Annotated in this window: 25 protein-coding genes; 15 read left to right on the top strand and 10 right to left on the bottom strand. The window is 73.9% G+C overall.

Features of this window, described 5'->3' with window-relative positions:
• Positions 1-19 precede the first annotated feature (19 nt).
• Positions 20-421, bottom strand: a complete 402-nt coding sequence (locus AOM01_RS08080) for a metallopeptidase family protein (RefSeq protein WP_062291618.1) — start codon at positions 419-421, stop codon at positions 20-22.
• A gap of 83 nt (positions 422-504) precedes the next feature.
• Here AOM01_RS08080 and AOM01_RS08075 point away from each other — a divergent pair, with 83 nt between their 5' ends.
• The 4 genes from AOM01_RS08075 (at position 505) to ahcY (ending at position 4,787) form a co-directional block, all read left to right on the top strand.
• Positions 505-864, top strand: coding sequence for a DUF3499 domain-containing protein (locus AOM01_RS08075; RefSeq protein WP_062291615.1), 360 nt, complete (start codon positions 505-507; stop codon positions 862-864).
• 35 nt (positions 865-899) lie between these two features.
• Positions 900-2,333: a phosphomannomutase/phosphoglucomutase gene (locus AOM01_RS08070; protein ID WP_062291612.1), complete on the top strand. Its 1,434-nt coding sequence runs from the start codon at positions 900-902 to the stop codon at positions 2,331-2,333.
• Position 2,334: 1 nt separating this feature from the next.
• Complete coding sequence (locus AOM01_RS08065; RefSeq protein WP_062291609.1) at positions 2,335-3,264, top strand: cation diffusion facilitator family transporter; 930 nt, start codon at positions 2,335-2,337, stop codon at positions 3,262-3,264.
• 83 nt (positions 3,265-3,347) lie between these two features.
• Entirely contained in the window at positions 3,348-4,787 is a 1,440-nt protein-coding gene (gene ahcY, locus AOM01_RS08060) for an adenosylhomocysteinase (RefSeq protein ID WP_062291606.1), read from the top strand.
• 58 nt (positions 4,788-4,845) lie between these two features.
• On the opposite strand, the gene AOM01_RS08055 is transcribed toward ahcY, so the two are convergent.
• Positions 4,846-5,667: an RDD family protein gene (locus AOM01_RS08055; RefSeq protein ID WP_062291603.1), complete on the bottom strand. Its 822-nt coding sequence runs from the start codon at positions 5,665-5,667 to the stop codon at positions 4,846-4,848.
• 41 nt (positions 5,668-5,708) lie between these two features.
• Here AOM01_RS08055 and AOM01_RS08050 point away from each other — a divergent pair, with 41 nt between their 5' ends.
• Positions 5,709-6,704: a stage II sporulation protein M gene (locus AOM01_RS08050; protein ID WP_062291600.1), complete on the top strand. Its 996-nt coding sequence runs from the start codon at positions 5,709-5,711 to the stop codon at positions 6,702-6,704.
• Positions 6,705-6,876: 172 nt separating this feature from the next.
• Here AOM01_RS08050 and AOM01_RS08045 read toward each other — a convergent pair whose 3' ends face one another.
• The 5 genes from AOM01_RS08045 to AOM01_RS08025 are packed head-to-tail and all read right to left on the bottom strand — an operon-like array spanning position 6,877 to position 12,109.
• Positions 6,877-8,166 carry a DUF58 domain-containing protein gene (locus AOM01_RS08045; protein ID WP_062291598.1) on the bottom strand — a complete coding sequence of 430 codons (1,290 nt, stop codon included), beginning with the start codon at positions 8,164-8,166 and terminating at the stop codon, positions 6,877-6,879.
• Position 8,167: 1 nt separating this feature from the next.
• Positions 8,168-9,163, bottom strand: coding sequence for an AAA family ATPase (locus AOM01_RS08040; RefSeq protein WP_062291596.1), 996 nt, complete (start codon positions 9,161-9,163; stop codon positions 8,168-8,170).
• Positions 9,160-10,356 carry a DUF4350 domain-containing protein gene (locus AOM01_RS08035; RefSeq protein WP_062291593.1) on the bottom strand — a complete coding sequence of 399 codons (1,197 nt, stop codon included), beginning with the start codon at positions 10,354-10,356 and terminating at the stop codon, positions 9,160-9,162. The genes AOM01_RS08040 and AOM01_RS08035 overlap by 4 nt, the downstream gene beginning before the upstream one ends.
• The gene (locus AOM01_RS08030) at positions 10,353-10,991 is read right to left on the bottom strand and encodes a DUF4129 domain-containing protein (RefSeq protein WP_062291590.1); all 639 of its coding nucleotides are present in this window, start codon (positions 10,989-10,991) and stop codon (positions 10,353-10,355) included. The genes AOM01_RS08035 and AOM01_RS08030 overlap by 4 nt, the downstream gene beginning before the upstream one ends.
• Complete coding sequence (locus AOM01_RS08025) at positions 10,988-12,109, bottom strand: hypothetical protein (RefSeq protein ID WP_062291589.1); 1,122 nt, start codon at positions 12,107-12,109, stop codon at positions 10,988-10,990. The genes AOM01_RS08030 and AOM01_RS08025 overlap by 4 nt, the downstream gene beginning before the upstream one ends.
• Before the next feature lie 78 nt (positions 12,110-12,187).
• Here AOM01_RS08025 and mtrA point away from each other — a divergent pair, with 78 nt between their 5' ends.
• The 7 genes from mtrA (at position 12,188) to secA (ending at position 21,645) form a co-directional block, all read left to right on the top strand.
• Positions 12,188-12,871, top strand: coding sequence for an MtrAB system response regulator MtrA (mtrA, locus tag AOM01_RS08020; protein WP_062291586.1), 684 nt, complete (start codon positions 12,188-12,190; stop codon positions 12,869-12,871).
• Positions 12,868-14,505 (top strand): MtrAB system histidine kinase MtrB, encoded by a 1,638-nt coding sequence (mtrB, locus tag AOM01_RS08015; protein ID WP_062291583.1) that lies wholly within the window; start codon positions 12,868-12,870, stop codon positions 14,503-14,505. The genes mtrA and mtrB overlap by 4 nt, the downstream gene beginning before the upstream one ends.
• Positions 14,502-16,226 carry an LpqB family beta-propeller domain-containing protein gene (locus AOM01_RS08010; RefSeq protein ID WP_062291581.1) on the top strand — a complete coding sequence of 575 codons (1,725 nt, stop codon included), beginning with the start codon at positions 14,502-14,504 and terminating at the stop codon, positions 16,224-16,226. The genes mtrB and AOM01_RS08010 overlap by 4 nt, the downstream gene beginning before the upstream one ends.
• 88 nt (positions 16,227-16,314) lie before the next feature.
• Positions 16,315-17,055, top strand: coding sequence for a hypothetical protein (locus AOM01_RS08005; protein WP_062291578.1), 741 nt, complete (start codon positions 16,315-16,317; stop codon positions 17,053-17,055).
• Between the two features lie 127 nt (positions 17,056-17,182).
• Entirely contained in the window at positions 17,183-17,830 is a 648-nt protein-coding gene (gene hpf, locus AOM01_RS08000) for a ribosome hibernation-promoting factor, HPF/YfiA family (protein ID WP_062291574.1), read from the top strand.
• A 40-nt stretch (positions 17,831-17,870) separates the two neighbouring features.
• Entirely contained in the window at positions 17,871-18,761 is an 891-nt protein-coding gene (locus tag AOM01_RS07995; RefSeq protein ID WP_062291571.1) for a DMT family transporter, read from the top strand.
• Positions 18,762-18,816: 55 nt separating this feature from the next.
• Positions 18,817-21,645 carry a preprotein translocase subunit SecA gene (gene secA / locus AOM01_RS07990; RefSeq protein WP_062291569.1) on the top strand — a complete coding sequence of 943 codons (2,829 nt, stop codon included), beginning with the start codon at positions 18,817-18,819 and terminating at the stop codon, positions 21,643-21,645.
• A 64-nt stretch (positions 21,646-21,709) separates the two neighbouring features.
• Here secA and AOM01_RS07985 read toward each other — a convergent pair whose 3' ends face one another.
• Both AOM01_RS07985 and AOM01_RS07980 read right to left on the bottom strand, forming a co-directional pair.
• On the bottom strand, positions 21,710-22,102 hold the full coding sequence (locus AOM01_RS07985; RefSeq protein WP_062291567.1) for an Rv3235 family protein: 393 nt from the start codon (positions 22,100-22,102) through the stop codon (positions 21,710-21,712).
• The gene (locus tag AOM01_RS07980) at positions 22,099-22,812 is read right to left on the bottom strand and encodes a LysM peptidoglycan-binding domain-containing protein (RefSeq protein WP_169746535.1); all 714 of its coding nucleotides are present in this window, start codon (positions 22,810-22,812) and stop codon (positions 22,099-22,101) included. Before AOM01_RS07980 ends, AOM01_RS07985 begins: the two co-directional genes overlap by 4 nt.
• A 135-nt stretch (positions 22,813-22,947) precedes the next feature.
• On the opposite strand from AOM01_RS07980, the gene AOM01_RS07975 reads away from it, so the two are divergent.
• Positions 22,948-23,454 carry a hypothetical protein gene (locus tag AOM01_RS07975; RefSeq protein ID WP_062291562.1) on the top strand — a complete coding sequence of 169 codons (507 nt, stop codon included), beginning with the start codon at positions 22,948-22,950 and terminating at the stop codon, positions 23,452-23,454.
• A gap of 6 nt (positions 23,455-23,460) precedes the next feature.
• Here the strand turns inward: AOM01_RS07975 and AOM01_RS07970 are convergent, their stop codons facing one another.
• Entirely contained in the window at positions 23,461-23,673 is a 213-nt protein-coding gene (locus AOM01_RS07970; RefSeq protein ID WP_062291560.1) for a helix-turn-helix domain-containing protein, read from the bottom strand.
• Between the two features lie 108 nt (positions 23,674-23,781).
• Here AOM01_RS07970 and AOM01_RS07965 point away from each other — a divergent pair, with 108 nt between their 5' ends.
• The gene (locus AOM01_RS07965) at positions 23,782-24,384 is read left to right on the top strand and encodes an SAF domain-containing protein (RefSeq protein ID WP_062291557.1); all 603 of its coding nucleotides are present in this window, start codon (positions 23,782-23,784) and stop codon (positions 24,382-24,384) included.
• A complete protein-coding gene (locus AOM01_RS07960; RefSeq protein WP_062291546.1) occupies positions 24,381-25,553 on the top strand; it encodes a CpaE/TadZ family protein in 1,173 nt (390 codons plus the stop codon). The genes AOM01_RS07965 and AOM01_RS07960 overlap by 4 nt, the downstream gene beginning before the upstream one ends.
• Position 25,554 lies beyond the last annotated feature (1 nt).

Below are 25,554 nucleotides of genomic sequence, written 5' to 3'. Positions count from 1 at the left end.
CGTGCGCGCACCTCGCCGGTCAGCCGCTCCCGTACTCCGGATCCACCTCGTCCGGGGAGCGCCCCACCACGTGCGCGACGTGCTCCGCGACCACGTCGCGGACCAGACCCGGCAGATCGGCGGGATCCGCGCGCTGCTCGAGCGTGCGCCGGTACAGCACCACCCGGGTGGGCTGACCGAGGTCCGCGGGGAACAGGCGGCCGAGCGGCACGCCCTCCTCCCACGGCGTCGGATCCGACGGCGGCACGTCCTCCGTGCCGAACTCGATACGCCCCCACTCGCCGCCCCAGCGGGGCTCGAGACGGTCGACCGCGTCCGCGACCAGGTCGTCGAACCGCTCGGCGCGCGTGCGGTGACCGGGTGCGCCGAAGGGAAGGAGTGGCCTGCGGAGGCCGCGGCCATGACGATCGCGCCGGGACATACCGCGAGGCTACCGCGCGAGCCGTCGACGGAGGACGGCGTGGCAGCGCTCCGCTCCGCGTCGCCGGGGGTACCGTCGCTGACGTGATCTCCACCCGCCAGTGCTCGCGATCGTCGTGCGCGCGCCCCGCCGCCGCGACGCTGACCTACGTGTACGCGGACTCGACGGTCGTGGTGGGCACCCTCTCCGCGGCCGCCGAGCCGCACAGCTACGACCTGTGCGCGCACCACGCGGACAGGTTCACGGCGCCCCGCGGCTGGGACGTGGTCCACATCCAGACGGAGTTCGCCGAGCCGGAGCCGTCGACCGACGACCTCGAGGCGCTCGCGCGCGCGGTCCGCGAGGCCGGCCGCCCGCGCCAGGCGCAGGCCTTCGTGGCGCCCGCGCCCGTCGCGTCCGAGCCGCGCCGGGGCCACCTGCGCGTGATCTCCAACGACGCCTAAAGACACTCCCAACGCCGGGCCGCTAGTCTGTCGGCGTGACTGACGCACCCGACCTGTCCCAGCTCATCAAGTCGTACGACGTTCGCGGGATCGTGGGCGAGACGCTGACCGCGGAGGTCGCCACCGCGATCGGCGCGGCTTTCGCGGACGCGATCGTGCTCCCGGAGGGCGGGTCCACCGTCGCGATCGGCCACGACATGCGTGACTCCGGTCCGTGGCTCGCCGATGCGGTCGCCGAGGGGCTGACCGCGCGCGGCGTCGACGTGGTGCGCATCGGGCTGTGCTCGACCGACGGGCTCTACCACGCGTCCGGCGCGCTCGACATCCCGGGCGTCATGATCACCGCGAGCCACAACCCCGCCGCCTACAACGGCATGAAGCTGTGCCGCAGCCGTGCGCGAGCGGTGGGTGACAACTCGGGCCTCGCCGACGTGCGCGCGCTCGCGTCGCGTTACCTGGTCGAGCCGTATGCGGTCGCCGAGACCCGCGGCACGGAGTCGACGCGCGACATGGTGGGCGAGTACGGCGCGTTCCTGCGCTCGCTGGTCCCGCTGGACGGCGTCCGGCCGCTCAAGGTCGTGGTCGACGCGGCGAACGCCATGGGCGGCTACACCGTGCCGGCGGTGCTCGGCACGGCCGCGGGGCTGACGGAGCTGCCGCTCGAGATCGTCCCGCTGTACTTCGAGCTCGACGGCACGTTCCCGAACCACGAGGCGAACCCCCTCGAGACCGAGAACCTGCGCGACCTGCAGGCCGCGGTCAAGGAGCACGGCGCGGACATCGGCCTCGCCTTCGACGGCGACGCCGACCGCTGCTTCGTGATCGACGAGCGCGGTGAGGTGGTGACGCCCTCGGCCATCACGTGCCTGGTGGGCCTGCGCGAGACCGCGCGCGAGCGCGCGGCCGACCCGACGGCGGCGCCCACGGTCATCCACAACCTCATCTCCTCGCGCGCCGTGCGCGAGCAGCTCGCGACCGCCGGCGCCACGCCCGTACGCTCGCGCGTGGGCCACAGCTTCATCAAGGCGGAGATGGCGCGCCTGAACGCCGTGTTCGGCGGCGAGCACAGCGCGCACTTCTACTTCCGCGACTTCTTCTACGCGGACTCGGGCATGCTCGCCGCCATGCACGTGCTCGCGGCTCTCGGCTCGCAGGACGGCCCCCTGTCCTCGCTCATCGAGGCGCACGAGCCCTACGTCGCCTCGGGTGAGATCAACTCCCGCGTCGACTCCGTGCCGGACGCGCTGGCGCGCGTCAAGGCCGCGTTCGTGACCGACGAGGTCTACTCCGACGAGTTCGACGGCCTCACCGTCGAGCACTGGCCCGCGCCCGGCGAGGGCGAGCGCTGGTGGTTCAACGTGCGCCCGTCCAACACCGAGCCGCTGCTGCGCCTCAACTCCGAGGCGGACGGCCGGGAGCTCATGGAGCGCGTGCGCGACCAGGTGCTCGCGGTCATCAGGGAGGGCTGACATGTCGACCGAGGGCGGCACCAAGGCGGTCATCGCGGCGTTGTCCGCGAACCTCGGCATCGGCGTCACCAAGTTCGGGGCCTACGCGCTCACGGGCGCGTCGTCGATGCTGGCGGAGGCCATCCACTCGGTCGCCGACTCCGGCAACCAGGTGCTGCTGCTCGTGGGCGGCAAGGCGGCGAAGCGCGAGGCTACCGAGGAGCACCCGTTCGGGTACTCCCGCTACCGCTACTACTACGCGTTCCTGGTCGCCGTGGTGCTCTTCACCGTCGGTGGCCTGTTCGCGCTGTACGAGGGCTGGCACAAGTGGCACGAGCCCGAGCCCATCGAGTCGTGGCAGTGGGTGCCCATCGCGGTGCTCCTCATCGCGATCGTCCTCGAGGGGCTGTCCTTCCGCACCGCGATCCGCGAGTCGAACAAGATCCGCGGCAACGTGGGCTGGGGAAGGTTCATCCGCCGCTCGCGCTCACCCGAGCTGCCCGTCATCCTCCTCGAGGACTTCGGCGCGCTGATCGGCCTCGTCTTCGCGCTGTTCGGCGTGTCCATGACCCTCATCACGCACGACGGACGCTGGGACGCCCTCGGCTCCGCGGCGATCGGCCTGCTGCTCGTCACCATCGCGATCGTGCTCGGCTCCGAGACCCGCGAGATGCTGCTCGGCGAGTCGGCGACCCCCGAGGACCTCGCGAAGATCCGTGCCGCGCTCGCCGAGGGCGGCTACCCCGACGTCATCCACCTGCGCACCTCCCACCTGGGTCCCGAGGACATCCTGGTCGCGGTCAAGGTCGCCGCGGGTGCCGACGAGAGCCTCGAGACCGTCGCCGCGCGCACCGACCGCGCCGAGGAGCTCATCCGTGAGGCCGTGCCGGCCGTGCGGCTCATCTTCATCGAGCCCGATGTCCGCCACGCGGAGCCGGCACCCGAGGCCTGACCCGGGCGGCGCATCGTCCCGCCGTCGGCGACGATGGTAGAAATGACGACCGTGCCCCGTGCGGGGCGAACCTTGGAGGACCCATGATCGAGCACGTCGTCGCGGACCTGGCGCTGGCGGAGGCCGGGCGCAACCAGATCCGGCTCGCGGAGCAGGAGATGCCGGGCCTCATGGCCCTGCGCGAGGAGTTCGGCGCCGCGCAGCCGCTGCAGGGGGCGCGCATCGCGGGCTCGCTCCACATGACCGTGCAGACCGCGGTCCTCATCGAGACCCTCACCGCGCTCGGCGCGGACGTCCGCTGGGCCTCGTGCAACATCTTCTCCACGCAGGACGAGGCTGCCGCGGCGATCGTGATCGGCGCCGGCACCTACTCCGCGCCCGCGGGCGTGCCGGTGTTCGCGATCAAGGGCGAGACCATCCCCGAGTACTGGGAGTACACGGACCGCATCCTCACGTGGGACGGCCACGACGGCCCGACGATCATCCTCGACGACGGCGGCGACGCGACCCTCCTGGTCCACGAGGGCGCCCGGTTCGAGAAGCTGGGCGCCGTGCCCGCCCCGCTCGAGGAGGAGGACCCCGAGTACAACGCCGAGGTCGAGGGCATGCGCGCCGTGATCCGCCGCTCGATCGCGACGGACCCCACGCGCTTCACGCGCATGGCCGCCGGGATCGTCGGTGTGTCCGAGGAGACCACCACCGGCGTGCACCGCCTCGAGCTCATGCACCGCCGCGGCGAGCTGCTGTTCCCCGCGATCAACGTCAACGACTCCGTCACCAAGTCGAAGTTCGACAACAAGTACGGCATCCGCCACTCGCTGCCCGACGGCATCAACCGCGCCACCGACGTCCTCATGGGCGGCAAGGTCGCGTTCATCGCCGGCTACGGCGACGTCGGCAAGGGCGCCGCCGAGGCGCTGCGCGGCCAGGGCTCCCGCGTGGTCGTGTCCGAGGTGGACCCGATCTGCGCGCTGCAGGCCGCGATGGACGGCTACGAGGTCGCGCGCGTCGAGGACTACGTGGACCGCGCCGACTTCTTCATCACCACGACGGGCAACAAGGACATCATCCGCGTCGAGCACATGGCCGCGATGAAGGACAAGGCCATCGTGGGAAACGTGGGCCACTTCGACAACGAGATCGACATGGCCGGCCTCTCGCGCTCGGGCGCGAAGCTCACGCCCATCAAGCCGCAGGTCGACGAGTGGGTGTTCCCCGACGGCCACAGCATCATCGTGCTGAGCGAGGGCCGCCTGCTCAACCTGGGCAACGCCACGGGCCACCCCAGCTTCGTCATGAGCGCCTCGTTCACCAACCAGGTGATCGCGCAGATCGAGCTGTGGGTCAACCTCGCCGCGTACCCGCTGGGCGTGCACCGCCTGCCCAAGGAGCTCGACGAGAAGGTCGCGCGGCTCCACCTCGACGCGCTCGGCGTGCGCCTCACGGAGCTGTCGACGTCGCAGGCGGACTACATCGGCGTGTCCGTCGAGGGCCCCTTCAAGCCGGAGCACTACCGCTACTGACGCGCGTCCCAAGGACGGTGCGCGCGGCCCCCGGCCCGCGCATCGTCCCGCGGCCCCGTCAGTCCGCGTCGGGGATGCCGAACGGCAGCCGGCGCAGCGCGTCCCCGTCGCGCACGGCGCGCGCCATGCGCGCCTCCTCGACCGCCTGCTCGCGGTCGCGGCGCTCCACCAGCACGGCCGCGACGAACGCCTCGGGGTGGGTGCCCGCGGGCGGCAGCGGCGCCACATGGGCGGCGAACTGCTCGGACAGGCGCGTGCCCACGCGGACGCGCGACGGCGCGTGCATGCCCGGCGCGCGCGCGAGGAACATCCGCGCGGTGAGCGCGAGCCCGTCGGGCAGGCGTGTGATGTCGGCCGTGCGCGCCCAGCCGGCCAGCCCGATCGGCATCGCGAGGCGCGGGAGCGCCCGCTTGGCGCCCCGCGTGCGCATCGCGTACGTCCCCGCGACGTAGTCGCCGATGCGCTTGCCGCGCGCCCCGAACGCCGACACGGTCATGGCGAGCATCCCCGCGGTCGCGTAGATCTCGAGCACGCCGAGCAGCGCGCGCGCCGCGGCATGGCGGACGCTCACCGGCCCCCCGTCGTCGCGGACGATGCGCAGGCCGGCGGCCCAGCGTCCCAGGGACCGGCCGCGGGTGAGGGTCTCCACGGTCATGGGGACCAGCACCAGGCAGGTGACCGTCCACACGATGAGGACGGAGCGGATCCACGCGTCGTTGAGGCCCCCGGTGACGCGCTCGAGCGCGGACATGCCCACGAGGAGCAGCGCGTACACGGACACCAGGTCGATCACGCCCGACAGGATGCGCAGCGGCAGCGGGGCGGCGCCGGAGTCGAGCACCACGCCCTCGCCGATGAGGATCGCGTCCTCGTCCGTCATGCGTCCTCCCTGGCTGCGGCCTCCTGTGGCATCGTAGCGGCGTGGACATCGACTCCTTCGGCGCCGTGCGCGAGGCACGCTGGACGCGGCTCAAGGAGCTGTCGCGCTCGCGGCGCCTCACCGGCGCCGAGGCCGACGAGCTGACCCGCCTCTACCAGGCGACCGCGGGCGACCTGGCGGCCGTGAGGTCCGCGGCGCCCGAGCCGTCGGTGGTGTCGCGGCTGTCGGTGCTGCTCGCGTCCGCACGGGTGTGGCTCACGGGCGCGCACACCGTGTCGACCCGGGATGCGCGCCGCTACCTCACGGTGACGCTGCCCGCGGCGCTCTACCGGGTGCGCTGGTGGGCGGTGGGCATGACCGCCGCCGTGGTGGGTCTCGCGGTCCTGGTGGGCTGGTGGACGCTCACGCATCCCGAGGCGCTCGACCTGGTCGGGCCGCCCGAGGCGCGGGCCGCGATCGCGGAGGAGCAGTTCGCGAGCTACTACACGGAGTACGACTCGACGTCCTTCGGGGCGATGGTGTGGACCAACAACGCATGGCTCGCGGCGCAGTGCATCGCGCTGGGGATCACCGGCGTGTTCCCGCTCTACCTCATGTACAACACGGTCATCCAGCTCGGGGTCTCGGGCGCGGTGATGGCCGAGGCGGGCGCGCTCGACGTGTTCTTCCAGCTCATCTCGCCGCACGGGCTGCTCGAGCTGTCGGCGGTGTTCGTGGCGGCAGGCACGGGGTTGCGGCTGTTCTGGACGATGCTGGTGCCGGGTCCCCGCCCGCGCGGACGCGCGCTCGCCGAGGAGGGGCGCGGGGCCATCGCGGTCGCGCTCGGGCTGGTGATCGCGCTGTTCGTGTCCGGTCTCATCGAGGGCTACATCACCGGCTCGGGGATGCCCTGGTGGCTCAAGGTGGGCATCGGTGTGGTCGCGGTCGCGGCGTTCTGGGCGTACATCTTCGTCGCCGGGCGGGCCGCCGTGCGGGCGGGCGCCAGCGGGGATGCCGCGGGCGACTTCGCGACGGACCAGGTCGCGCTCGCGGGGTAGCGGTCGCTCCGAAGGTCCACCCGGGATCGGTCTCCACACGCATTCTGCAACTCCACCCGCTTTGGTCGGGCTTCGCACCGCGAGTTGCAGCGGGATACGCGCGGATGCGGGTCCGGCGTGTGGAGGCCGGTCGCGAGCCGGCGCAGTGAGGGGCGCGCCGCGCCGCGCGCCCCTACAGCCGCCCCGCCGCCTTGAGCGCGAGGTAGCGGTCGCACACCGCGGGGGCGAGGTCGTCCGGCAGCGCCGTCACGACCTCGGCGCCCAGCTGCCGCAGGCGTGTCGCGACCGCCTCGCGCTCGAGCATCGCGCGCGACGCGGCGCCCGCGTCGTACAGCGCGTCCGCGTCGGCCCGGCCCGTCACCATGAGCCCCAGCTCGGGATCCTCCACCGACCCGACCAGCACCTGATGCTTGCGCTGCAGCGCCGCGACGGCCTCGATCAGGCCCGAGTCCATCGCGGACGTGTCGACGGTGGTGAGCAGCACCACCAGCGAGCGCTGCGACACGCGCGACTCGACCAGACGCACCAGCGCGGGCCAGTCCGGCTCGAGCAGCGAGGGCTCGACGGTCGCGAGGGCCTCCGCGAGGGGTGCGACGATCCGCGATCCCGTGGAGGCCGCGCGCGCCTGCTCCGCGCGGTCGAACGCCGTGGCCTGGACCCGGTCGCCCGCGTGCGCCGCGAGGGCCGCGAGCAGGAGCGCGGCCTCGATCGAGGCATCGAGGCGGGGGGCGTCGCCCACGCGCGCCGCGGACAGCCGGGCGCTGTCGAGCGCGATCACCACGCGCCTGTCGCGCTCGGGCCGGTACGTGCGCACCACCACCTCGCCGCGGCGCGCGGTGCCACGCCAGTCGATCGCGCGCACGTCGTCGCCCACCACGTACTCGCGCAGCGAGTCGAACTCCGAGCCCGCTCCCTTGAGGCGCACGGCGGTGCGGCCGTCGATCTCCCGCAGGCGCACCAGGCGGGACGGGAGGTGGCGGCGCGAGGCGAACTCGGGCAGGACGCGCAGCCGCGCGGGCACGTCGAAGGAGCGCTGGCGTCCCGCGAGGCGGAGGGGTCCCACCGTGCGGACGGTCACGGGCCCCGCGTGCCGGTCGCCGCGGCGGGTGGGGTGCAGCGCGGTGCGGAACGTCTCCGACTCGCCGGGGCGCAGCGCGAACGCGTGCCGCTCGCCGGAGGCGCCGGCGGACGGCTGCCACGCGTCGCGCACGGCGCCCCGCACGCGCCGGCGTCCCACGTTCGCGACCAGCAGGGTCGCGTGGGTCGACTGCGTGAGCCGCACCGAGCCCGGGGCGTCGCGCCTCACCCCGACCCATGACGGCGGCGCCGCGAGCCACGCGTCGATCAGCGCGAGCGCCACCACCCCGAGGATCCATGCCCACGCCACGGCGCGCGACTGCGTCAGCGCCGCCGGGATCACCCCGAGCGCCGCGAGCGCGACCGTCCAGCCGGTGATGTGCATGTCAGCGGGGGACGGGCACCGTCGCGAGCACGGACGTGAGCACCGAGGCGGCGGTCACGCCCTCGAGCTCGGCCTCCGCGCGGACGCGCATCCGGTGGGCGAGCGTCCACCCGGCGAGCGCCTTGACGTCGTCGGGGGACACGTAGGTGCGGCCGCGCATCCACGCCCACGCCCGGGCGGTCTGCATGAGCGCGGTCGCGCCGCGCGGCGACACTCCCAGCGACACCGACGGCGCCTCACGCGTCGCGCGGCACAGATCCACGATGTAGGCGACGACGTCGTCCGCGATCTCGACCGCGGCGACCTCCTCGCGGGCCCGCTCGAGGTCGGCGATGGTGGCGACGGGGCCCACCCCCGCGGCGGCGAGGTCGCGCGGGTCGAAGCCGGACGCGTGGCGACGCACCACGTCCGCCTCGGCGTCGCGCGACGGCATCGGCACGGTGAGCTTGACCATGAAGCGGTCGAGCTGCGCCTCGGGCAGCGGATAGGTGCCCTCGTACTCGACGGGGTTCTGAGTCGCGATGACCAGGAACGGGTCGGGCAGGCGACGTGCCTCGCCGTCCACCGTCACCTGACGCTCCTCCATGGCCTCGAGCAGCGCGGACTGGGTCTTGGGGGGAGTGCGGTTGATCTCGTCCGCGAGCATGAGGTGGGTGAACAGCGGGCCCTCGCGGAACGAGAACGCCGCCGTGCGCCCGTCGTAGACCAGCGAGCCGGTGACGTCGCCGGGCATCAGGTCCGGCGTGAACTGGACGCGCTTGGTGCCCACGTCGAGCGAGGCGGCCAGGGCGCGGACCAGGAGCGTCTTCGCGACGCCCGGCGCGCCCTCGAGCAGCACGTGCCCGCGGCACAGCAGCGCGATCACCAGCCCGGTGACGATCTGGTCCTGGCCCACCACGGCCTTGCCCACCTCGGTGCGCAGGCGCCCCAGGGCGTCGCGGGCGGTGGACGATGCGGCGGTCGCCTCGGCGGGGGCGGTCGGGGTGGTCTCGGTCACGGTCGGTGAACCTCGCTTTCCAGTGCGTCGAGCTCGGAGATCAGGGTGAGAAGAGCGGCATCGTGCGGCGGCGCGTCCCCGTAAAGCAGGCGGTCGACGTCGGCCTCGCTGCGTCCCGCGGCGCGTGCGACCGCGCGGACCAGCGCGTCCCGGCCGTCCGTGCGGCTCACGCCGAGCCGGCGCCCCATGCGCAGGGCCGCGGCGGCGCGCAGCGACGCGGCCGCGCGGCCCGTGGCGCGCGCGCGGCGGTACAGGCGGGCGCGACCCCTCGTGGCCTCGGAGGCGCGGACCACCACGGGCAGCGGTTCGCTCACGAGCGCGCCGAACCGGCGCGCACGCCACACCGCGGCGATCAGCGCGGTGAGCGCGAGCGCGTAGAAGGCGGAGCCCGTGCCGGGCGGGAAGAAGTCGGGCGTCGCGTCGATCTCGCCGGGCACCTCGCCGGAGCCCGATCCGGCCCACGTGAGCAGGCTGGGATCGAAGCCGTCGGCCACGTACCAGACCAGCTCCGGGTGCCGGCCGAGGCTGCGCGCCGCGAGGGCCGCGTGGCCCGCGGCGTCGAGCTGGGCGTTGGTGAGCAGCGACGCGGACGCGATCGCGGTCACGGTGCGGCCATCCCGCTCGGCGCGGCCGAATGCGGCCGTGCCGCCGCGCTGCGGGAAGCACAGCGTCGCGCCCGGGCCGTCCGCCGCGAGGCCCAGCACGTCGACGCGTGCCGTGCCCGCCGCCACGGCGTCGGGGTCGTCGCACGCCGCCGCGACGGTGCGGGGGACCACCACGGCCTCCTCGGTCGCGTCGATGCCGAGCGGCGCGAGCGCCGCACCCGACTCGCCGAGCAGGACCAGGTCGCCCGGGTAGTCCACGAGCGAGCGCACCTGGCCGCCGGTGAGGAGGGCGGCATTCGCGATCACCACGGTCGTGGATGCCGGCTCGCGGACCGCGGCGCGCGCGAGCGTGTCCACCTGCCGCACGTCCACGCCGTGGCCGCGCAGGATCTGCGCGATCGCGCGGGTGCCCGACGGCGTCGAGTTCTCCGTCGACAGCGGCACGTAGTCGCCGGGCCGGGAGCCGAGCACCAGCATCGCCACCAGGCCGAGCAGCAGCACCAGCGCGACGATCCCGAGCCGCCCGCCGCGCGCGCGGGCGCGCAGGCCGGGCCCGGACGGGGCGGTGCGGAGCGCCGTCGCCGTCATGGCGTCTCCGCCGGGACCAGGCGCGGGCGCGCGGCGTCGCAGGCACGCATGGTCTCGAGGACGTGGGCGTAGGTCGCCTCGGTCGCGGGCACGTGCCCGTACCTGATGCCGTCGAACGCGTCGGCGTCCGCGCGCAGCCGCGCCGCGAAGGACGGCAGCGCCACGGCCGCCTGGTCCGCCGCCTCCGCGGCGGTGAGCCCCGGCCCGAGCGCGATCACGTCGCGCTCGGAGAGGCGCCTCACCATCGCGCGGTAGAGGTCGAGCGTCGCGGCCGCCCAGTCGCCGGCCCGGGCGGCGGTCCGGGCCGCCTCTGCCAGCGCATCGGCGCCACGGTCGTCGTCGAACAGCGTGGGCTCCGTGGAGGCGCGGCGGCTGCGCCGCATCGGCCCCACCACCAGCCACAGCACGAGCGCCACCAGCGCGGCCCCGACGAGCACCGTGATCAGGATGCCGACCGGTCCCGCCGCGCCGCCGATCCCGCCGCCGATCCCGTCGAGCAGGTTCTGGAACCACGTGGTGACGCGCTCGAGCCACGAGGTGCCGCCCTCGCGGTACTCGTCCTTCGCGAGCTCCTCGACGGCCCAGCGACGCGCGGTGTCCGCGTCGGGCGTGAGCGGCGATGACGTCAGGCTCACCGGCGGCGCGCCTCGGCGGCCTCGGCGAGCGTGAGGTCGAAGCCCTCGTGGCGGATCCGCAGGTCGATCATCAGCAGCGAGAACAGCGATCCGAGGTAGGAGTACGTGAGGACGTACGAGATCACGAGCGACAGCGCGGTCACGAGCGCGAACGCGATGCCGAGCACCACGAGGTTGTCGGGCGCGACGACTGTCACGATGAGAGCGGCGTAGCCGCCCACCTGGCTGATGACGCTCGACACGATCCCGATGAGCGTGCTCGCGACGAACACCACGAGCACCGACCACCAGAACCGGCCCCTGAGGAGGCGGGCCGCGCGTCCGATCGCGGCGATCGCCCCGCGGCGTTCGAGGACGATGATGGGCCGCGCGAGGCCGCCGATCAGCGTGAACATGAAGCCGGCGGGCACGGCGATGACCACCGCCACGAGCGCCCCGGCGACCATCCCGCCCACGCTCTCGTTGGCGACGGCGATGACGAGCGGCACCAGGCCGATGGCGATCGCGAGGAGCAGCGCGACGGTGGCGAGCAGGTACAGCAGCAGGAGCGAGCCGATCCGCGGGCGCACCGCGCGCCACGCCTCCGCCAGCCGGATCCGCTCCCCGAGAGCGCCGCGCGCCACGCCGGGGGCGACCACGGCGCTCGAGAACACGTCCGCGAGCAGCGCGGCCACGACCGCGACCACGATCACGGCGATCGTGGTGCCGCTGATCGAGCCGCCCTGCGACAACGGGTCCATGAGCGCGAGCGACGGGTCCGTGAACAGCAGCCACAGCGCGGCCGTCATCAGCACGGTCGCGCCGAGCGTGAGCAGCAGCGGGCCGCCGACGATCACGCCGCGGTTGTAGCGCATGGCGCGGAACGGCAGGCCGAGCAGGTCGCCGAACCCGAGGGGTCGCAGCGGCATGAAGCCGGGCTGCCAGGACGCCGCGGTGGGTGCGGCGGCGCGGGCGGTGGGCGCCGGCTGCCAGGCGGGCGCGGAGCCGGGCGGCACCGGCGGGGCGGGCCACGCCGCGACGGGCGGAGCGGGTGCGGGGGACGATGCGGGGGCCGGGCCGGTATCAGGGGTGACGGGCGCGGGAGCGGCCCAGTCGTCGGCCGATCGACGGTCCTCCATGGTGTCCTCTCCGTACGGTCTCGCCCATCCTGCCACGCGCTGCGAGGGCTCCGGCGAACCCCTCGGCATAATGGGGGCATGACGGCGAAGATCCTGGTGGTCGACGATGACCCTGCCGTGGCCGAGATGCTGGGCATCGTGCTGCGCGGCGACGGCTTCGAGACGGTGTTCTGCGACCACGGCGACGAGGCGGTGGCGGCGTTCCGCGCCACCAACCCCGATGTGATCCTGCTCGACCTGATGCTGCCCGGCCGGTCCGGCATCGACATCTGTCGCGACATCCGCGCGGAGTCGGGCGTGCCGATCATCATGCTCACCGCGAAGTCGGAGACGGTCGACGTGGTGCTGGGTCTCGAGTCGGGCGCCGACGACTACGTCCCCAAGCCGTTCAAGCCGCGCGAGCTGATCGCGCGGGTGCGCGCCCGCCTGCGTCGCAACGACAACGCCACCCCCGCGGTGGTGCGGGTCGCGGACCTCGAGATCGACGTGACCGGACACCGCGTCACGCGCGACGGCGAGATGATCCCGCTGACGCCCCTCGAGTTCGATGTGCTGGTCACCCTCGCCCGCAGCCCCGGCCAGGTGTTCACGCGCGAGGTGCTGCTCGAGGACGTGTGGGGCTACCGTCATGCGGCGGACACGCGCCTGGTCAACGTCCACATCCAGCGGCTGCGCGCCAAGGTGGAGCGCGACCCGGAGAACCCCGAGATCATCCTCACGGTGCGTGGCGTCGGCTACAAGGCGGGTGGCGTCTTGCCGTGAGGCTCACCCCCCGCTCCCTGTGGGCGAACCTGGCGAGGGGCCCGCGACGGGTCTGGCGCCGCTTCCGAGGGTCGCTCCTGCTGCGGGTGGTCGCGACCACCACCATCCTGGGCCTCGGTGCCGTCATCGTGATCGGCGCGCTCATCAGCACGCAGATCCGTGACGGGCTGGTGCAGACGCGCGTGGACCGGATCCTCGCGGAGTCCGCGCGCGACGCCGCGAGCGCGCAGGAGAACGTCGATGCGTCGACCGCGGAGAGCTCGGGCGACCTCCAGCAGCTCGCGTACGACCTCTTCGACACGCTCGGCACCATCGGCGGCAACTCGCGCGGCCTGGTGCTGCTGCGCGACCCCGCCAACACGTCCGGCGTGATCCTCTCGACCCCCGTGACCGACACGGGCCTCGTCGAGGTCATCACCCCGGAGATGCGTGCCGCGGTGCAGGCGGGCGACCCCCAGTCCTGGCAGTTCGTCGCGCTGCCCGACACCGGCGATCCGGGCGTGGTGGTGGGCGTGCCGTTCACCATCCGCGTCGCGGGGGAGTACGAGCTGTACTTCGTGTACTCGCTCGCCGACGAGCAGGCGACGCTGCTGCTCATCCAGCGCGTCCTCATCGTGGGCGCGATCGCCCTCATGGCGCTGCTCGGCGTGCTGACCTTCCAGGTGACCCGTCAGACGGTGAGGCCGGTGCGCCACGCCGCCCGCGTCGCGTCGCGCCTCGCCGAGGGCATCCTGTCCGAGCGCATGACGGTGCGCGGTCAGGACGAGATGGCCACGCTCGCGCGCACGTTCAACGAGATGGCCGAGTCGTTGCAGCGCCAGATCACCCGCATGGAGGAGCTGTCGCGCCTGCAGCGGCGGTTCGTCTCCGACGTGTCGCACGAGCTGCGCACCCCCCTCACCACCATCCGCATGGCCTCCGACGTGCTCCACGACTCGCGCGACGGGTTCGCGCCCGAGGTGGCGCGGTCCGCGGAGCTGCTCAACACCCAGATCGACCGCTTCGAGTCGCTCCTGTCGGACCTCCTCGAGATCTCGCGCATCGACGCGGGCGCGGCGCAGCTCGAGTTCGACGACATGTCGCTCGCGGACGTCGTGCGCGACCAGGTGGAGGCGATGGTGCCGCCCGCCCGCAGCCAGGGCGTCGAGCTCCGCCTCTGGGTCGCGAAGGGCGACCACGTCGCGTCGATGGACAGGCCGCGCGTCGCGCGCATCGTCCGCAACCTGCTGTCCAACGCGATCGAGCACGCGCAGCGTCACCCCGTCGACGTGGTCGTGTCCTCGAGCAAGCGGGCCGTGGCGGTGGTGGTCCGCGACTACGGGATCGGCCTCACGCCGCAGCAGGCGCAGCGCGTGTTCGACCGCTTCTGGCGCGCCGATGCCGCCCGTGCGCGGACCATGGGCGGCACCGGGCTGGGCCTCTCGATCGCCCGCGAGGACGCGCAGCTGCACGGCGGCAAGCTCGAGGCGTGGGGCCTGCCGGGCAAGGGTGCGAGCTTCCGGCTGCAGCTGCCGCGCACGTCGCGCGGGCTGGGCCAGCACCCGCCCCTCCCGCTCGTGATCGCCGAGCTCGACTACGGCACCATCGCGCAGCGCGTCCCGCTCGACTCCGACCGCAGGGAGGTGGCGCCGTGAGGACCAGGATCGCCGCGCTCGCCGCCGCGTGCGCGCTCGCGCTCGCGGCGTGCACATCCATCCCGACCTCGGGGCCCGTGTCCGAGGGCACCGGCGAGGTCGAGGGAGCCGAGCCCATCGTGCCGTTCGCCGAGGGCCCGCAGATCGGCGACTCCGTCAACGCCACGGTGTCGGGCTTCATCCAGGCCACCGCGGCGGGATTCGCGTCCGACTTCTCGGTGGCGCGCGAGTACCTCACCGTGCCCGCGCGCAACCAGTGGGATCCGCTCGCCCAGGTCACCGTGTACGACTCGGGCGCGCTGACGCCGGACTACGACGAGGGCGCGGGCAAGGTGGTCTACTCCGTGCCGGTGGCGGCGTGGCTGGACGATGCGGGGCGCATGGTCGAGGCCGAGGCGGGCACCCAGTCGCAGCTCCAGTTCGAGGTGGCGCAGGACGTGGGCGCGCAGTGGCGCATCTCCGGCCTCGACGACGGCTCGCTGCTCGCGGAGGCGACGTTCAACCGCGTGTTCCTGCCCGTGTCGCTCGTGTTCGCGTCCGCCGACGGCACCACCGTGGTGCCCGAGCTGCGGTGGCTGCCGCAGACCAACGTCGCGACGTGGGCGGCGCGCGAGCTGGTCGCGGGCCCGTCGCCGTGGCTGGCGAACGCGGTGACCACAGGGTTCCCCGCCGGCTCCGCGCTGGCGGTCGACTCGGTGGTGGTGACCGACGGCGTCGCGGCGGTGCAGCTCGCGTCGCAGTCCGCGGGCACGCCGGAGCAGCGGGCCCTCGCGGAGCAGCAGCTGCGGCTCACGCTCACCGCGCTTCCCGGGATCCGCGACGTGGACGTCACCGTGGCGGGCGTCCCGCTGGTCGCCGAGGAGGCGGACACGCTCACCAGGGAGCCCGTCCCGGAGAGCGTCGCCGCGGTGTTCATCGACGGCCGCCTGGGCCTCTGGGACGGCGACGAGCTGCTCGTGGTGCCCGACGCCGTGGGGGCGCTCCCTGCCGGTTCCGACGAGCTCGCGACCTCGTACGACGGCACCCGGGTGGCGTTCCGCGTGGACCGCGACCGGATCGTGGTCTCGGACGCGCTCGCGGGCGGCGCCCCGGACCTGATCCCCGCCGAGGACGCCGGACGCGCGCAGGGCACCATGGAGGTGACCACCATGGTCGAGGGTGCGGACCTGGTCGCCCCGAGCTTCGACCGCTACGGCTGGGTGTGGACCGCCCCCGCGGTCGACCCCGACGGCGTCACCGCGGTCGCGGAGGACGGCACCGTGATGGAGCTCGACGCGCGCTGGCTCGCGGGCCGCGTCATCGAGGAGGTGGTCCCGTCCCGCGACGGCGCGAGGGTCCTCGTGGTGTCGCGCGCGGGCAACCAGACCGTCGCCGAGGTGGTCGAGGTGGTGCGCTCCGAGGCCGGCGAGCCGCTCAGCATCGGCGAGCCGCTGCAGGTCGGCGCCAACCTGGGACGCGCGATCGACGCGATCTGGGTCGACGATCTCACCGTCGCGCTCCTGGGCACCTCCTCGGGCGACGAGAGCGCGCCCCTGTGGCTGGTGTCCGTCGGAGGCCGCACCACGGAGGACGCCGCCGTGCCCGACGCGGTGTCGATCTCGGCGCGTCACGGCGACCGGTCCATCACCCTGGTGTCGAGGGACGGCACCGTGCGTGAGCGGGCGGGCACGGGATGGTCGCAGATCGCCACGGGCGTCGACGAGCTCGCCTACGCAGGCTGATGTCCATGGTCCCCGCCAACGGGGCCGCCCGTCCACCGCGGTGGGACGATGCACCCCCGGGGTGCGCCGCCCGTGTCACCGTGGGCGGATGGCCGGGCCCGTCGCGCGACTCGCGCGCCTCGTGGTGCCGGTCGCATGCCCGGGGTGCGGGCTGACGGATGTGCGCTGGTGCGACGCGTGCGAGGCGGCGTGGTGGGAGCCGCCGCTCCGGTGCGAGAGCGGCGCGCCCCGACTGGACGCCCTCGCGCCGGTGCTGCCGGTGTGGTCCATCACCGAGCTCGACGGCCCCGCGCACGGCATCGTCGCCGCGTGGAAGGACGAGGGCAGGCGCGATCTGGGGCGGCTGCTGCGTCCCGCGATGAGGCGAGGCGCGCGGGAGGTCGCGGCGGCGCTCGGCCCGGCCGGCGCATCGTCCCGCGTCGCGGTGGCGCCCTGTCCCGCCCGGGCCGCCCACACGCGCAGGCGCGGCGAGGACCTGCCGCTGATGCTGGCGGGCGCGGCGGCGGCGGGGCTCGTCGACGCGGGCGTCCCCGCCGCGCCCGTGACGGCGCTGGCGCCCGCGACGGGCGCGTCGCGCGGCTCCGGCGACAGGGGACGGTGGCGCGCGGGCCCGTCGCTGGCGAGGCCCGTCGCGTGGCGGGAGCCCGCGCCCCGCCCGGTGCTGCTGGTCGACGACGTGCTCACCACCGGCGCCACCCTCGCGCGTGCCGCGGCGGCGCTCGCGGGGTCGCGGCTGGTGCCGATCGGGGCGCTCGTCCTGGCATCCGCGCCGGGCCCTGGGAAAGTGCTGAGAGTCCGGGACGGGCGCTCGGAACCCGCGCTAGGGTAGGAGGTCCAGGACGACGACGAACGTCGGACACCTTCCCGGCAAGGAGGTGATGCAGCAGGCGTGACAAGCGCCGCCACCTTGCCCCTGGCCCCTGCGGGGCCTCAGCGACAGTGAAGGAGTTTTCGTCATGGACATCGCCATCGTGGGACGTCACACCAAGGTCTCCGAGGACATGCGGCAGAAGATCTTCGAGAAGATGGAGAAGGTCGAGGCCCTCGCCCCTCGGGCGACCCGAGCGGACGTTCATGTGGTCCATGAGAGGAATCCCAAGCACGCCAACGACCGCGAGCGCGTCGAGATCACGGTGCGCGGACGCGGAGTGGTGCGTGCGGAGGCCGCGGCGGAGGATCGCTTCGTCGCCCTCGACGGGGCCATGCAGAAGCTGGTCGAGCAGCTGCGCAAGCTTCACGAGCGCAAGGCGCACCGCCACCAGGGCAAGGCGGGGCTGCACACGGTGCCCGCGCCGGCCGGTGACGCCGCCGACTCGGACGAGCGCGCGAGCAGCGTCGAGGCATGGGAGGGCGCGCCCGAGGGCTCGCACCGCGAGATCCCGATCGACGGCACCCCCATCGTCATCCGTTCCAAGACCCACGCGGCCGCGCCCATGAGCGTCGCCGACGCCCTCGACCAGATGGAGCTCGTGGGGCACGACTTCTTCCTCTTCCATGACGCCGACACCGGCCTCGCGTCCGCGGTGTACCGCCGACGCGGCTGGACCTACGGCGTGATCCACCTCGAGCAGGGCGCGTCCGAGGAGTCGCGCGAGACCGCCTGATCGCCGTCACGGCGGGGCTGCCACCGGCTAGATTCGCCGGGTGCAGCCCCGCCACTTCCTTTCCGTCGTCCTCGCCGCGACCCTGTGGGGCAGCGGCGGCCTGCTGGGCACCCTGCTCGCCCGGGAGAGCGACGTCCCGCCCGCGTCCGTCGCGATGTGGCGCATGCTCATCGCCGGTGTGGCGCTCACGCTGTGGCTGCTGGTGCGCCGCGCGCTCGCGCCGGGGTCGCTCGACCGCCCGATGCTGGTGCGGATCCTGGCGACGGGCTCCCTCACCGCGGTGTTCGAGGTCCTCTACTTCACGGGGATCACGCTCGCGGGCGTCGGGCTGGCGACGCTCGTCGCGATCGGCTCCGCGCCCGTGTGGGTCGCGCTGTGGGACTGGGCGCGGCGCGGCGACCGACCCGAGGGGCGGCGGGTGCTGGCGCTCGCCCTCGCGGTCGCGGGCCTGGCGGCGCTGCTGGGCTCGTCCCTCACGGTCGGCGACCGCGCGCTGCTGGGCGTGGTGGTCGCCGTCGTCACGGGCGCCGCGTTCGCGGGCGTCACGGTGGTCAACCGCGAGCCGGTGCCCGGGCTCGGCGCGGCGCGGCTCACCGCGCTGTCCTTCGCCGCCGGCGGGATGCTGCTGATCCCGGTGGCGATGGTGCTCGGCTGGGGCGCCCCCACGGGCGGCGCGGCGTGGGGGTACGCGCTCGCGCTCGGGATCGTCTCCACCGCGCTCGCGTACGTCGCCTACCTGGGGGGCCTCGCCACCGTGCCGCCGTTCGTCGCGACCATCGTGTCGCTGCTCGAACCGCTGGTGGCGGCCGTGCTCGGAGCGATCGTGCTGCACGAGAGCCTCGGGTGGGGTGGGATCGCAGGCGGGGTGCTCCTGGCGGTTGCGGTGGTCCTGTTGCGCCCACAGCGAGACGAGCCGGAGAGCATCCACTGACCGCCTACGATGGTCGGGGACTGTACAGGCTTGCGAGGAGCGCGACGTGGCATTGATGGACCGCATCATCCGTATGGGCGAGGGGCGCGAGCTCCGCCGGCTCGAGAAGGTGGTGACCCTCACCAACGCCCTCGAGGAGGCGTACGAGGCGATGTCGGACGACGAGCTGCGTGGGCTCACCGACGAGTTCAAGGAGCGCGTCGCCGGCGGCGAGTCGCTCGACGCGCTCATGCCCGAGGCGTTCGCCGCGGTCCGCGAGGCGTCCCGCCGCACGCTCGGCATGCGCCACTTCGACGTCCAGATCATGGGCGGCGGTGCGCTGCACCACGGCAACATCGCGGAGATGAAGACCGGCGAGGGCAAGACCCTCGTCGCCACGCTGCCCGCGTACCTCAACGCCCTCGCAGGCAAGGGCGTCCACGTGGTCACCGTGAACGACTACCTCGCGACCTACCAGTCCGACCTCATGGGCCGCGTGTTCCGCTTCCTCGGGATGACCACCGGGTGCATCGTCGCCAACCAGTCGCCCGACGTGCGCCGCGCGCAGTACGAGGCCGACATCACCTACGGCACCAACAACGAGTTCGGCTTCGACCACCTGCGCGACAACATGGCGCTCCAGCCGTCGCAGCTGGTGCAGCGCGGCTACCACTACGCGATCATCGACGAGGTCGACTCGATCCTCATCGACGAGGCGCGCACCCCGCTGATCGTGTCCGGCCCCGCGTCGGGCGACAACAACCGCTGGTACGTCGAGTTCGCCCGCCTGGTCAAGGACATGGAGGTCGACGTCGACTACGAGGTCGAGGAGAAGAAGCGCGCGGTCGGCATCCTCGAGCCGGGCATCGACAAGGTCGAGCAGGCGCTCGGCGTCGAGAACCTCTACGACCCCGCGAACACGCCGCTGATCGGCTTCCTCAACAACGCCATCAAGGCCAAGGAGCTGTTCCGCAAGGACCGCGACTACGTGGTCCAGGGCGGCGAGGTCGACATCGTCGACGAGCACACGGGCCGCCTGCTCAAGGGGCGCCGCTACTCGGAGGGCCTGCACCAGGCGATCGAGGCCAAGGAGCGCGTCCCGATCAAGGCGGAGAACCAGACCTACGCGTCGATCACGCTGCAGAACTACTTCCGTCAGTACGAGAAGATCGGCGGCATGACGGGCACCGCCCAGACCGAGGCGGCCGAGCTCCACTCCACGTACGGCATGGGCGTCATCCCCATCCCGACCAACCGCCCGATGGTCCGTCAGGACCAGTCGGACCTCCTGTACAAGTCGGAGCAGGCGAAGTTCGACGCCGTCATCGACGACATCCTCGAGCGCAACGCGAAGGGCCAGCCGGTGCTCGTGGGCACCGTGTCCGTCGAGAAGTCGGAGAAGCTGTCGCAGGAGCTGCGCAAGCGCGGCATCGTGCACACGGTCCTCAACGCCAAGCAGCACGAGCGCGAGGCCGCGATCGTCGCGGAGGCGGGCCGCAAGGGCGCCGTGACCGTCGCCACCAACATGGCGGGCCGCGGTACGGACATCATGCTCGGCGGCAACCCCGAGTTCCGCGCGGTGGCCGAGATGCAGGAGCGCGGCCTCGACCCGAACGAGAATCCCGAGGCGTACGAGGAGGCGTGGAAGGACGTCTTCGCGAAGGCCAAGGAGGACGTCGAGTCCGAGCGCCTCGAGGTGCTGGAGGCGGGCGGCCTGTACGTGCTCGGCACCGAGCGTCACGAGTCCCGCCGCATCGACAACCAGCTGCGAGGCCGCTCCGGCCGTCAGGGCGACCCCGGCGAGAGCCGGTTCTACCTCTCCCTCGAGGACGACCTCATGCGCATGTTCCAGTCGGGGCTCGCCGCCTCGGTGATGAACTCCGCGGCGCTCCCGGACGACATGCCGATCGAGTCGAAGGTCCTGTCCCGCGGCGTGCAGAGCGCGCAGGCGCAGATCGAGGGACGCAACCACGAGATCCGCAAGAACATCCTCAAGTACGACGACGTCCTCAACTCGCAGCGCAAGATCATCTTCACGGAGCGCCGCCGCGTGCTCGACGGCGAGGACATGCACGAGCAGATCCAGGGCTTCATCGGCGACGTGGTCAAGGCCTACGTGCGCTCCTCGACCCTGGTGGGCTCGCCGGACGACTGGGACCTCGAGGCGCTGTGGAAGGACCTGCGCGCCATCTACCCGGTCTCCATCGACATCGACGAGGTCATCGAGGAGGCCGGGGACCTCTCCGGCGTCTCGACCGCGTTCCTCGAGCGCGAGCTGCTCGCCGACGCGAGGCTCCAGTACCAGTACGTCGAGATGAAGCTGGGCGAGGACGTCCTGCGTCAGGTCGAGCGCCAGGTGCTGCTCCAGGTGCTCGACTTCAAGTGGCGCGAGCACCTGTACGAGATGGACTACCTCAAGGAGGGCATCGGCCTGCGCGCGATGGGTCAGCGCGACCCGCTCATCGAGTACCAGCGCGAGGGCTACCAGCTGTTCGAGGCGATGTCCGACGCGATCAAGGAGCAGGCCGTCTCGATCCTGTACCGGGTCGAGAAGAAGGAGCAGCCGGCGCCCGGCGCCGCCGTGACCGCGGAGTCGGCGGCCGCCGTCGCGAAGGCCGCGCCCGCCGCCGGGGGCCCCGCGCCGCAGCGCCTCGCGGCGATGCCCGCGACCGGATCCGCCGGTGGCCCCGTCCAGGCGCGCATGGGCGCGCTCACGTTCTCGGGCCCGTCGCAGGACGGCTCCGGCACCGCGAAGGTGGCCGCCCCGGCGCAGCCCTCCGGGCCCAAGCCGTGGGACGACGGTCGCGTGTTCGAGGGCGCCGGCAAGAACTCGCCGTGCCCGTGCGGCTCGGGGCGCAAGTACAAGATGTGCCACGGCAAGAACGAGGAGGACGCGGAGCTGTAGCGCTCCGTCCCCACCGCCACGAGGGCGGCACCCTTCCGGGGTGCCGCCCTCGTGGCGTCTGCCCTCAGCCGATGTCGAGCACGGTGATGACCCACCGGCCCGCGAGGTCCTCGAGGCGGATCGCGACGGCATGGGCGCGCGTCCCGATCATCGCGACCGCCGCGATCTCCGCCGCGCCGCGCGACACCCGGCAGGCGCGGGCGCGCAGGATGCTCGCCTCCGTGCCTCCCCGCCGCCCGGTGCGCCGGGCGATCGAGTGCTGCCGCGCCAGGGACTCGCGGACCTCCGGCGTGACCCACCGCAGCAGCGTGTCGATGCCATCGCCGCCGTGGGCCACCTCGATCGCGGTGAGCGCGACGGTGCACGCGAGCGGGGTGGGGTCTCCCAGCGTGGGCCGCCGCCTCCCGTAGACGTCGCGCCGGGCCGGTCGAGGCGCCCATGCCGGCTCGGCGCTCATCGGGCGCCCCCCTCGAGGGCGGCGGGGACCGTGAGCCGTTGACCCGGGTGGATGAGGTCCGGGTCGCCGCCGATCGCGGTACGGTTCGCGCGGTAGAGCTCCGGCCACGCGGCGGCGATCGCGCCGGCCTCGTCCGTGTCCAGCGCGTCCGCGGTGATGGACCACAGCGACTCGCCGGCGGCGACCACGTGCACGGAACGGCCGGGTGGCGCCCCGGCATCCGGGCGCTCCGTCGCCGTCGGCGCCGCCGTCGGGACGATGCGCGCGGGGCTCGGCGCCTCGGTCGCCGGGGTCCACGGGACGGCCGTCGAGGCGCCCTGGGCAGGGAGCCAGCCCGCGGAGGGCGGCGGGTCCGCGGCCTGTGCGGCACCGGCACCGAGCAGCGTCGCGGCGAGAGCGGCAGCGGTGGCCCGCGCGAACCGGCCCGTCCAGCGCGGCGCCGATGCGCCGTGGGCGATCGCCGCGAGGGCGGCGGCGACCTCGACCAGGAACCGGGCCGCGACCGTCGCGGCCACGGCTCCCGCGACCACCACCACGGCGTCGGCGGCGGCCCACACGCGCCAGTCGACCCGGTGCAGGGTCTGCCAGGCCAGGGCGGATGCCGCGCCGGCAGTCACGAGTGCCGCCGCCGTCGCGGCGAGCGACGCCCAGGCCGCCCGCGCCGCGGCCCCCGACCGCCGCATCGTCCCCGCGGCCCCTGACGGCCGCATCGTCCCCACCACGTTCATGGTTTGCCCCTCTTAGATGTTGTTTGATGCAGTTTGATATCTCCTGGTGTAACTCAGTGATGTCCGATCTGTCCACCGCTGCGGGCGGGCTGTGGATGCGGGCGCTAGCGTGGCGCCATGCGCTGGGAGCTGCTGTTCGCCGACCTCGAGTCGAGGCTCGAGGTCGCCGAGCGCGTCGACCTCGACGTCGAGATCGAGGAGCGCACCCGGGACGAACGGGCGGCGGTGACGCTCGCCGGGCGGCTCGCGGCGCACCGCGGTGGGCCCGTGCGCCTGGTGCTGCGCGGGGGCTCCGAGGTGAGGGGCGCGGTGGCGGACGTCGCCGGCTCCTGGGTGCTGCTCGACGTCGGCGACGGTCAGGCGTTGGTGCCGCTCGCGGCGGTGGCGGCCGCCGACGGACTGGGACACGCCGCGACGGTGCTCGGCGAGGTGCGGCTCCGCCTCACCGTGGCCGCGGCGCTGCGCGAGCTCGCGGAGGCCGGGCTCGCGGTGGCCGTCGAGACCGACGGTGGACGCTGGCGCGGGATCATCGGCGCGGTCGGCGCCGACCACCTGGACCTGGTGACGGACGCGGGGTCGGTCGCGATCGCATCGGCCGCGCTGCTCGCGGTCCGGGCCCGCTAGCGCAGGTCAGCGGGTCTCGCGCTCCTTCAGGTGCTCCTTGGCGAGCGCGTACTGGCGCGCGATGTACGCCTCGAGCTGCTCCTCCTCGACGCGCCACTGGCCGCGTCCGCCCACCTGGATCGCGGGCAGGTCGCCGGACCGCACCAGGGCGTAGGCCTGCGGGGAGGAGATGTTGAGGATCTCCTGAACGTCGCTGAGCTTGAGGAACCGCGGAGGCACCCGGCCATTGTGACACGGCGCCGTCACGCATGCCCGCTGTCCACAGGACTTCACGCGAGCCCATCCACCAGGCATGATGGCGGTATCCGGCGGCAATGGGGGGTGCCGATGGGCGCACAGGTGCAGGCGGTCGCCGCAAGGCTGCGACCGCCGGGGTGGCGCGACCCGCGCCTCGTGGTCGGGGTGCTGCTGATCGTGGTCGCCGTCGTGGGGGTCGCGGCGATGCTGCGCGGGGCGGACCGCACCGCCCCCGTGTACGCGGCCGCGACGGACCTCGCGCCCGGCACGGTGCTCGACGAGTCCACCCTGGTGGTCGCGCACGTGCGGGTGGGCGACCAATACCTCGGGGCGCCGGACCAGGCGCCGTTCGGCTCCGTGGTGACGCGCGCTGTCGGTGCGGGCGAGCTGCTGCCCGCCAGCGCGGTCGCCGCGCGCGAGGACTTCGACGGGCGTCCGGTCGCGGTGGTCACCACCGCACCCGTCGCCGCCGGGGTCGACGCCGGCTCCGTGGTCGACGTCTGGGTGACCCCGGAGGCGGGCGCCTCGGAGCGCGTGGGGGAGTCGCTGCCCGTGTCGGCGGTCGAGCGGGACGAGGGCTCCTTCGGGCTCGCCGGGGAGACGGTATACGTGGTGGTGCCCGCGGACGACGTGGGGCTGCTGCTCGACGCGCTGTCCGCCGCTTCCGAGGTCGCGGTGGTGGGGGCCGCGTGAGCGCGCCGCTCGGCGTGGTGGTCGCGGTGCGTGGCGACGCGGAGGCGCGCGTGGTCGCGGAGGTCGACGCCCACCCGCGGCTCACGGTGGTGCGCCGCTGCGCGGACCTCGCGGAGGCCGTCGCCGTGGTGCGCGCCGGGCTGGGCGTCGTGGTGGTGCTCTCGGACCAGCCCCACCTCGACGCCGACGCGGTGGCGGCGATGCGCAGGGCGGGCGCCGGGATCGTGGGCGTGGGCGAGTCCGCGCGTCTCGACGCGATCGGCATCGCCGTGGCGGACGGTAGCCTCGCGGAGGCGGTGCTGGCCGCCGTCGACACACCGGCCCCCGAGTTCCTTCCACCCCCGACCGTCGGCGACGGGGCGATGGTCGCCGTGTGGGGCACGGGCGGTGCGCCGGGACGCACCACGGTCGCGGTCAACCTCGCCGCCGAGGCCGCGCTCGCGGGTCATCGCGTGATGCTGGTCGACCTCGACACGTACGGCGCATCGATCTCGTCGATGCTCGGGCTTGCGGACGAGGCGCCCGGGATCGCGTCGGTCGCGCGGGCCGCCGCGCGCGGGGAGGACCCGGGATCGCTGCTCGAGCGGCACGCGCTCGAGGTCGCGCCGCGGCTGAGGGTCGTGACCGGGCTCACGCGTGCCGCGCGCTGGCCGGAGGTCACCGCGCCGGCGCTCGAGCGCCTGTGGCCGGCGCTCCGCGCGGCAGCCGACGTGGTGGTGCTCGATCTCGCCGCCTCGGCGGAGGCGGCGGCCGGTCCGGCCACGCTGGGTCCGCGCCGGGACGATGCGACGCTCGCGGGCCTCGCCGAGGCCGACGCGGTCGTCGCCGTCGGGGGAGCGGAGCCGCACCAGCTGGTGCGGCTGGTCCACCTGCTGCTCGACCATGAGGGGCCGACCCCGGTGGTGGCGGTGAACCGCATCCGGGCATCGGTCGCGGGCGCGCGTCCCGAGGACGCCATCGCGGCGGCGCTGGGCCGCCACGCGGGGATCGCGGAGGTGTGGCCGCTGCCGTGGGATCCGCGCGCCTGCGATGGGGCCGTCAGGGACGGCCGGACGCTCGCCGAGGCGGCGCCCCGCTCACCCCTGAGGCGCGCGATCGCGTCGCTCGGTGCCGCCGTGGTGACCCACGCGCGCGCCTCGCGTGGCACGCCCGCGACGGTGACAGACTGAC

The sequence above is a fragment of the Demequina phytophila genome (assembly GCF_000971135.1).
GTDB classification, from domain to species: domain Bacteria; phylum Actinomycetota; class Actinomycetes; order Actinomycetales; family Demequinaceae; genus Demequina; species Demequina phytophila.
The sequence above is the reverse complement of the archived record's forward strand: the minus strand, read 5'-3'. Positions and strand labels throughout refer to the sequence as shown.

Coding starts and splice junctions, on each gene's coding strand:
- AOM01_RS08080 (WP_062291618.1), bottom strand. CDS start 421: ATGTCCCGGCGCGATCGTCATGGCCGCGGCCTCCGCAGGCCACTCCTT.
- AOM01_RS08065 (WP_062291609.1), top strand. CDS start 2,335: ATGTCGACCGAGGGCGGCACCAAGGCGGTCATCGCGGCGTTGTCCGCG.
- ahcY (WP_062291606.1), top strand. CDS start 3,348: ATGATCGAGCACGTCGTCGCGGACCTGGCGCTGGCGGAGGCCGGGCGC.
- AOM01_RS08055 (WP_062291603.1), bottom strand. CDS start 5,667: ATGACGGACGAGGACGCGATCCTCATCGGCGAGGGCGTGGTGCTCGAC.
- AOM01_RS08045 (WP_062291598.1), bottom strand. CDS start 8,166: ATGCACATCACCGGCTGGACGGTCGCGCTCGCGGCGCTCGGGGTGATC.
- AOM01_RS08035 (WP_062291593.1), bottom strand. CDS start 10,356: ATGACGGCGACGGCGCTCCGCACCGCCCCGTCCGGGCCCGGCCTGCGC.
- AOM01_RS08025 (WP_062291589.1), bottom strand. CDS start 12,109: ATGGAGGACCGTCGATCGGCCGACGACTGGGCCGCTCCCGCGCCCGTC.
- mtrA (WP_062291586.1), top strand. CDS start 12,188: ATGACGGCGAAGATCCTGGTGGTCGACGATGACCCTGCCGTGGCCGAG.
- AOM01_RS08005 (WP_062291578.1), top strand. CDS start 16,315: ATGGCCGGGCCCGTCGCGCGACTCGCGCGCCTCGTGGTGCCGGTCGCA.
- hpf (WP_062291574.1), top strand. CDS start 17,183: ATGGACATCGCCATCGTGGGACGTCACACCAAGGTCTCCGAGGACATG.
- secA (WP_062291569.1), top strand. CDS start 18,817: ATGGACCGCATCATCCGTATGGGCGAGGGGCGCGAGCTCCGCCGGCTC.
- AOM01_RS07985 (WP_062291567.1), bottom strand. CDS start 22,102: ATGAGCGCCGAGCCGGCATGGGCGCCTCGACCGGCCCGGCGCGACGTC.
- AOM01_RS07980 (WP_169746535.1), bottom strand. CDS start 22,812: ATGCGGCCGTCAGGGGCCGCGGGGACGATGCGGCGGTCGGGGGCCGCG.
- AOM01_RS07975 (WP_062291562.1), top strand. CDS start 22,948: ATGCGCTGGGAGCTGCTGTTCGCCGACCTCGAGTCGAGGCTCGAGGTC.
- AOM01_RS07965 (WP_062291557.1), top strand. CDS start 23,782: ATGGGCGCACAGGTGCAGGCGGTCGCCGCAAGGCTGCGACCGCCGGGG.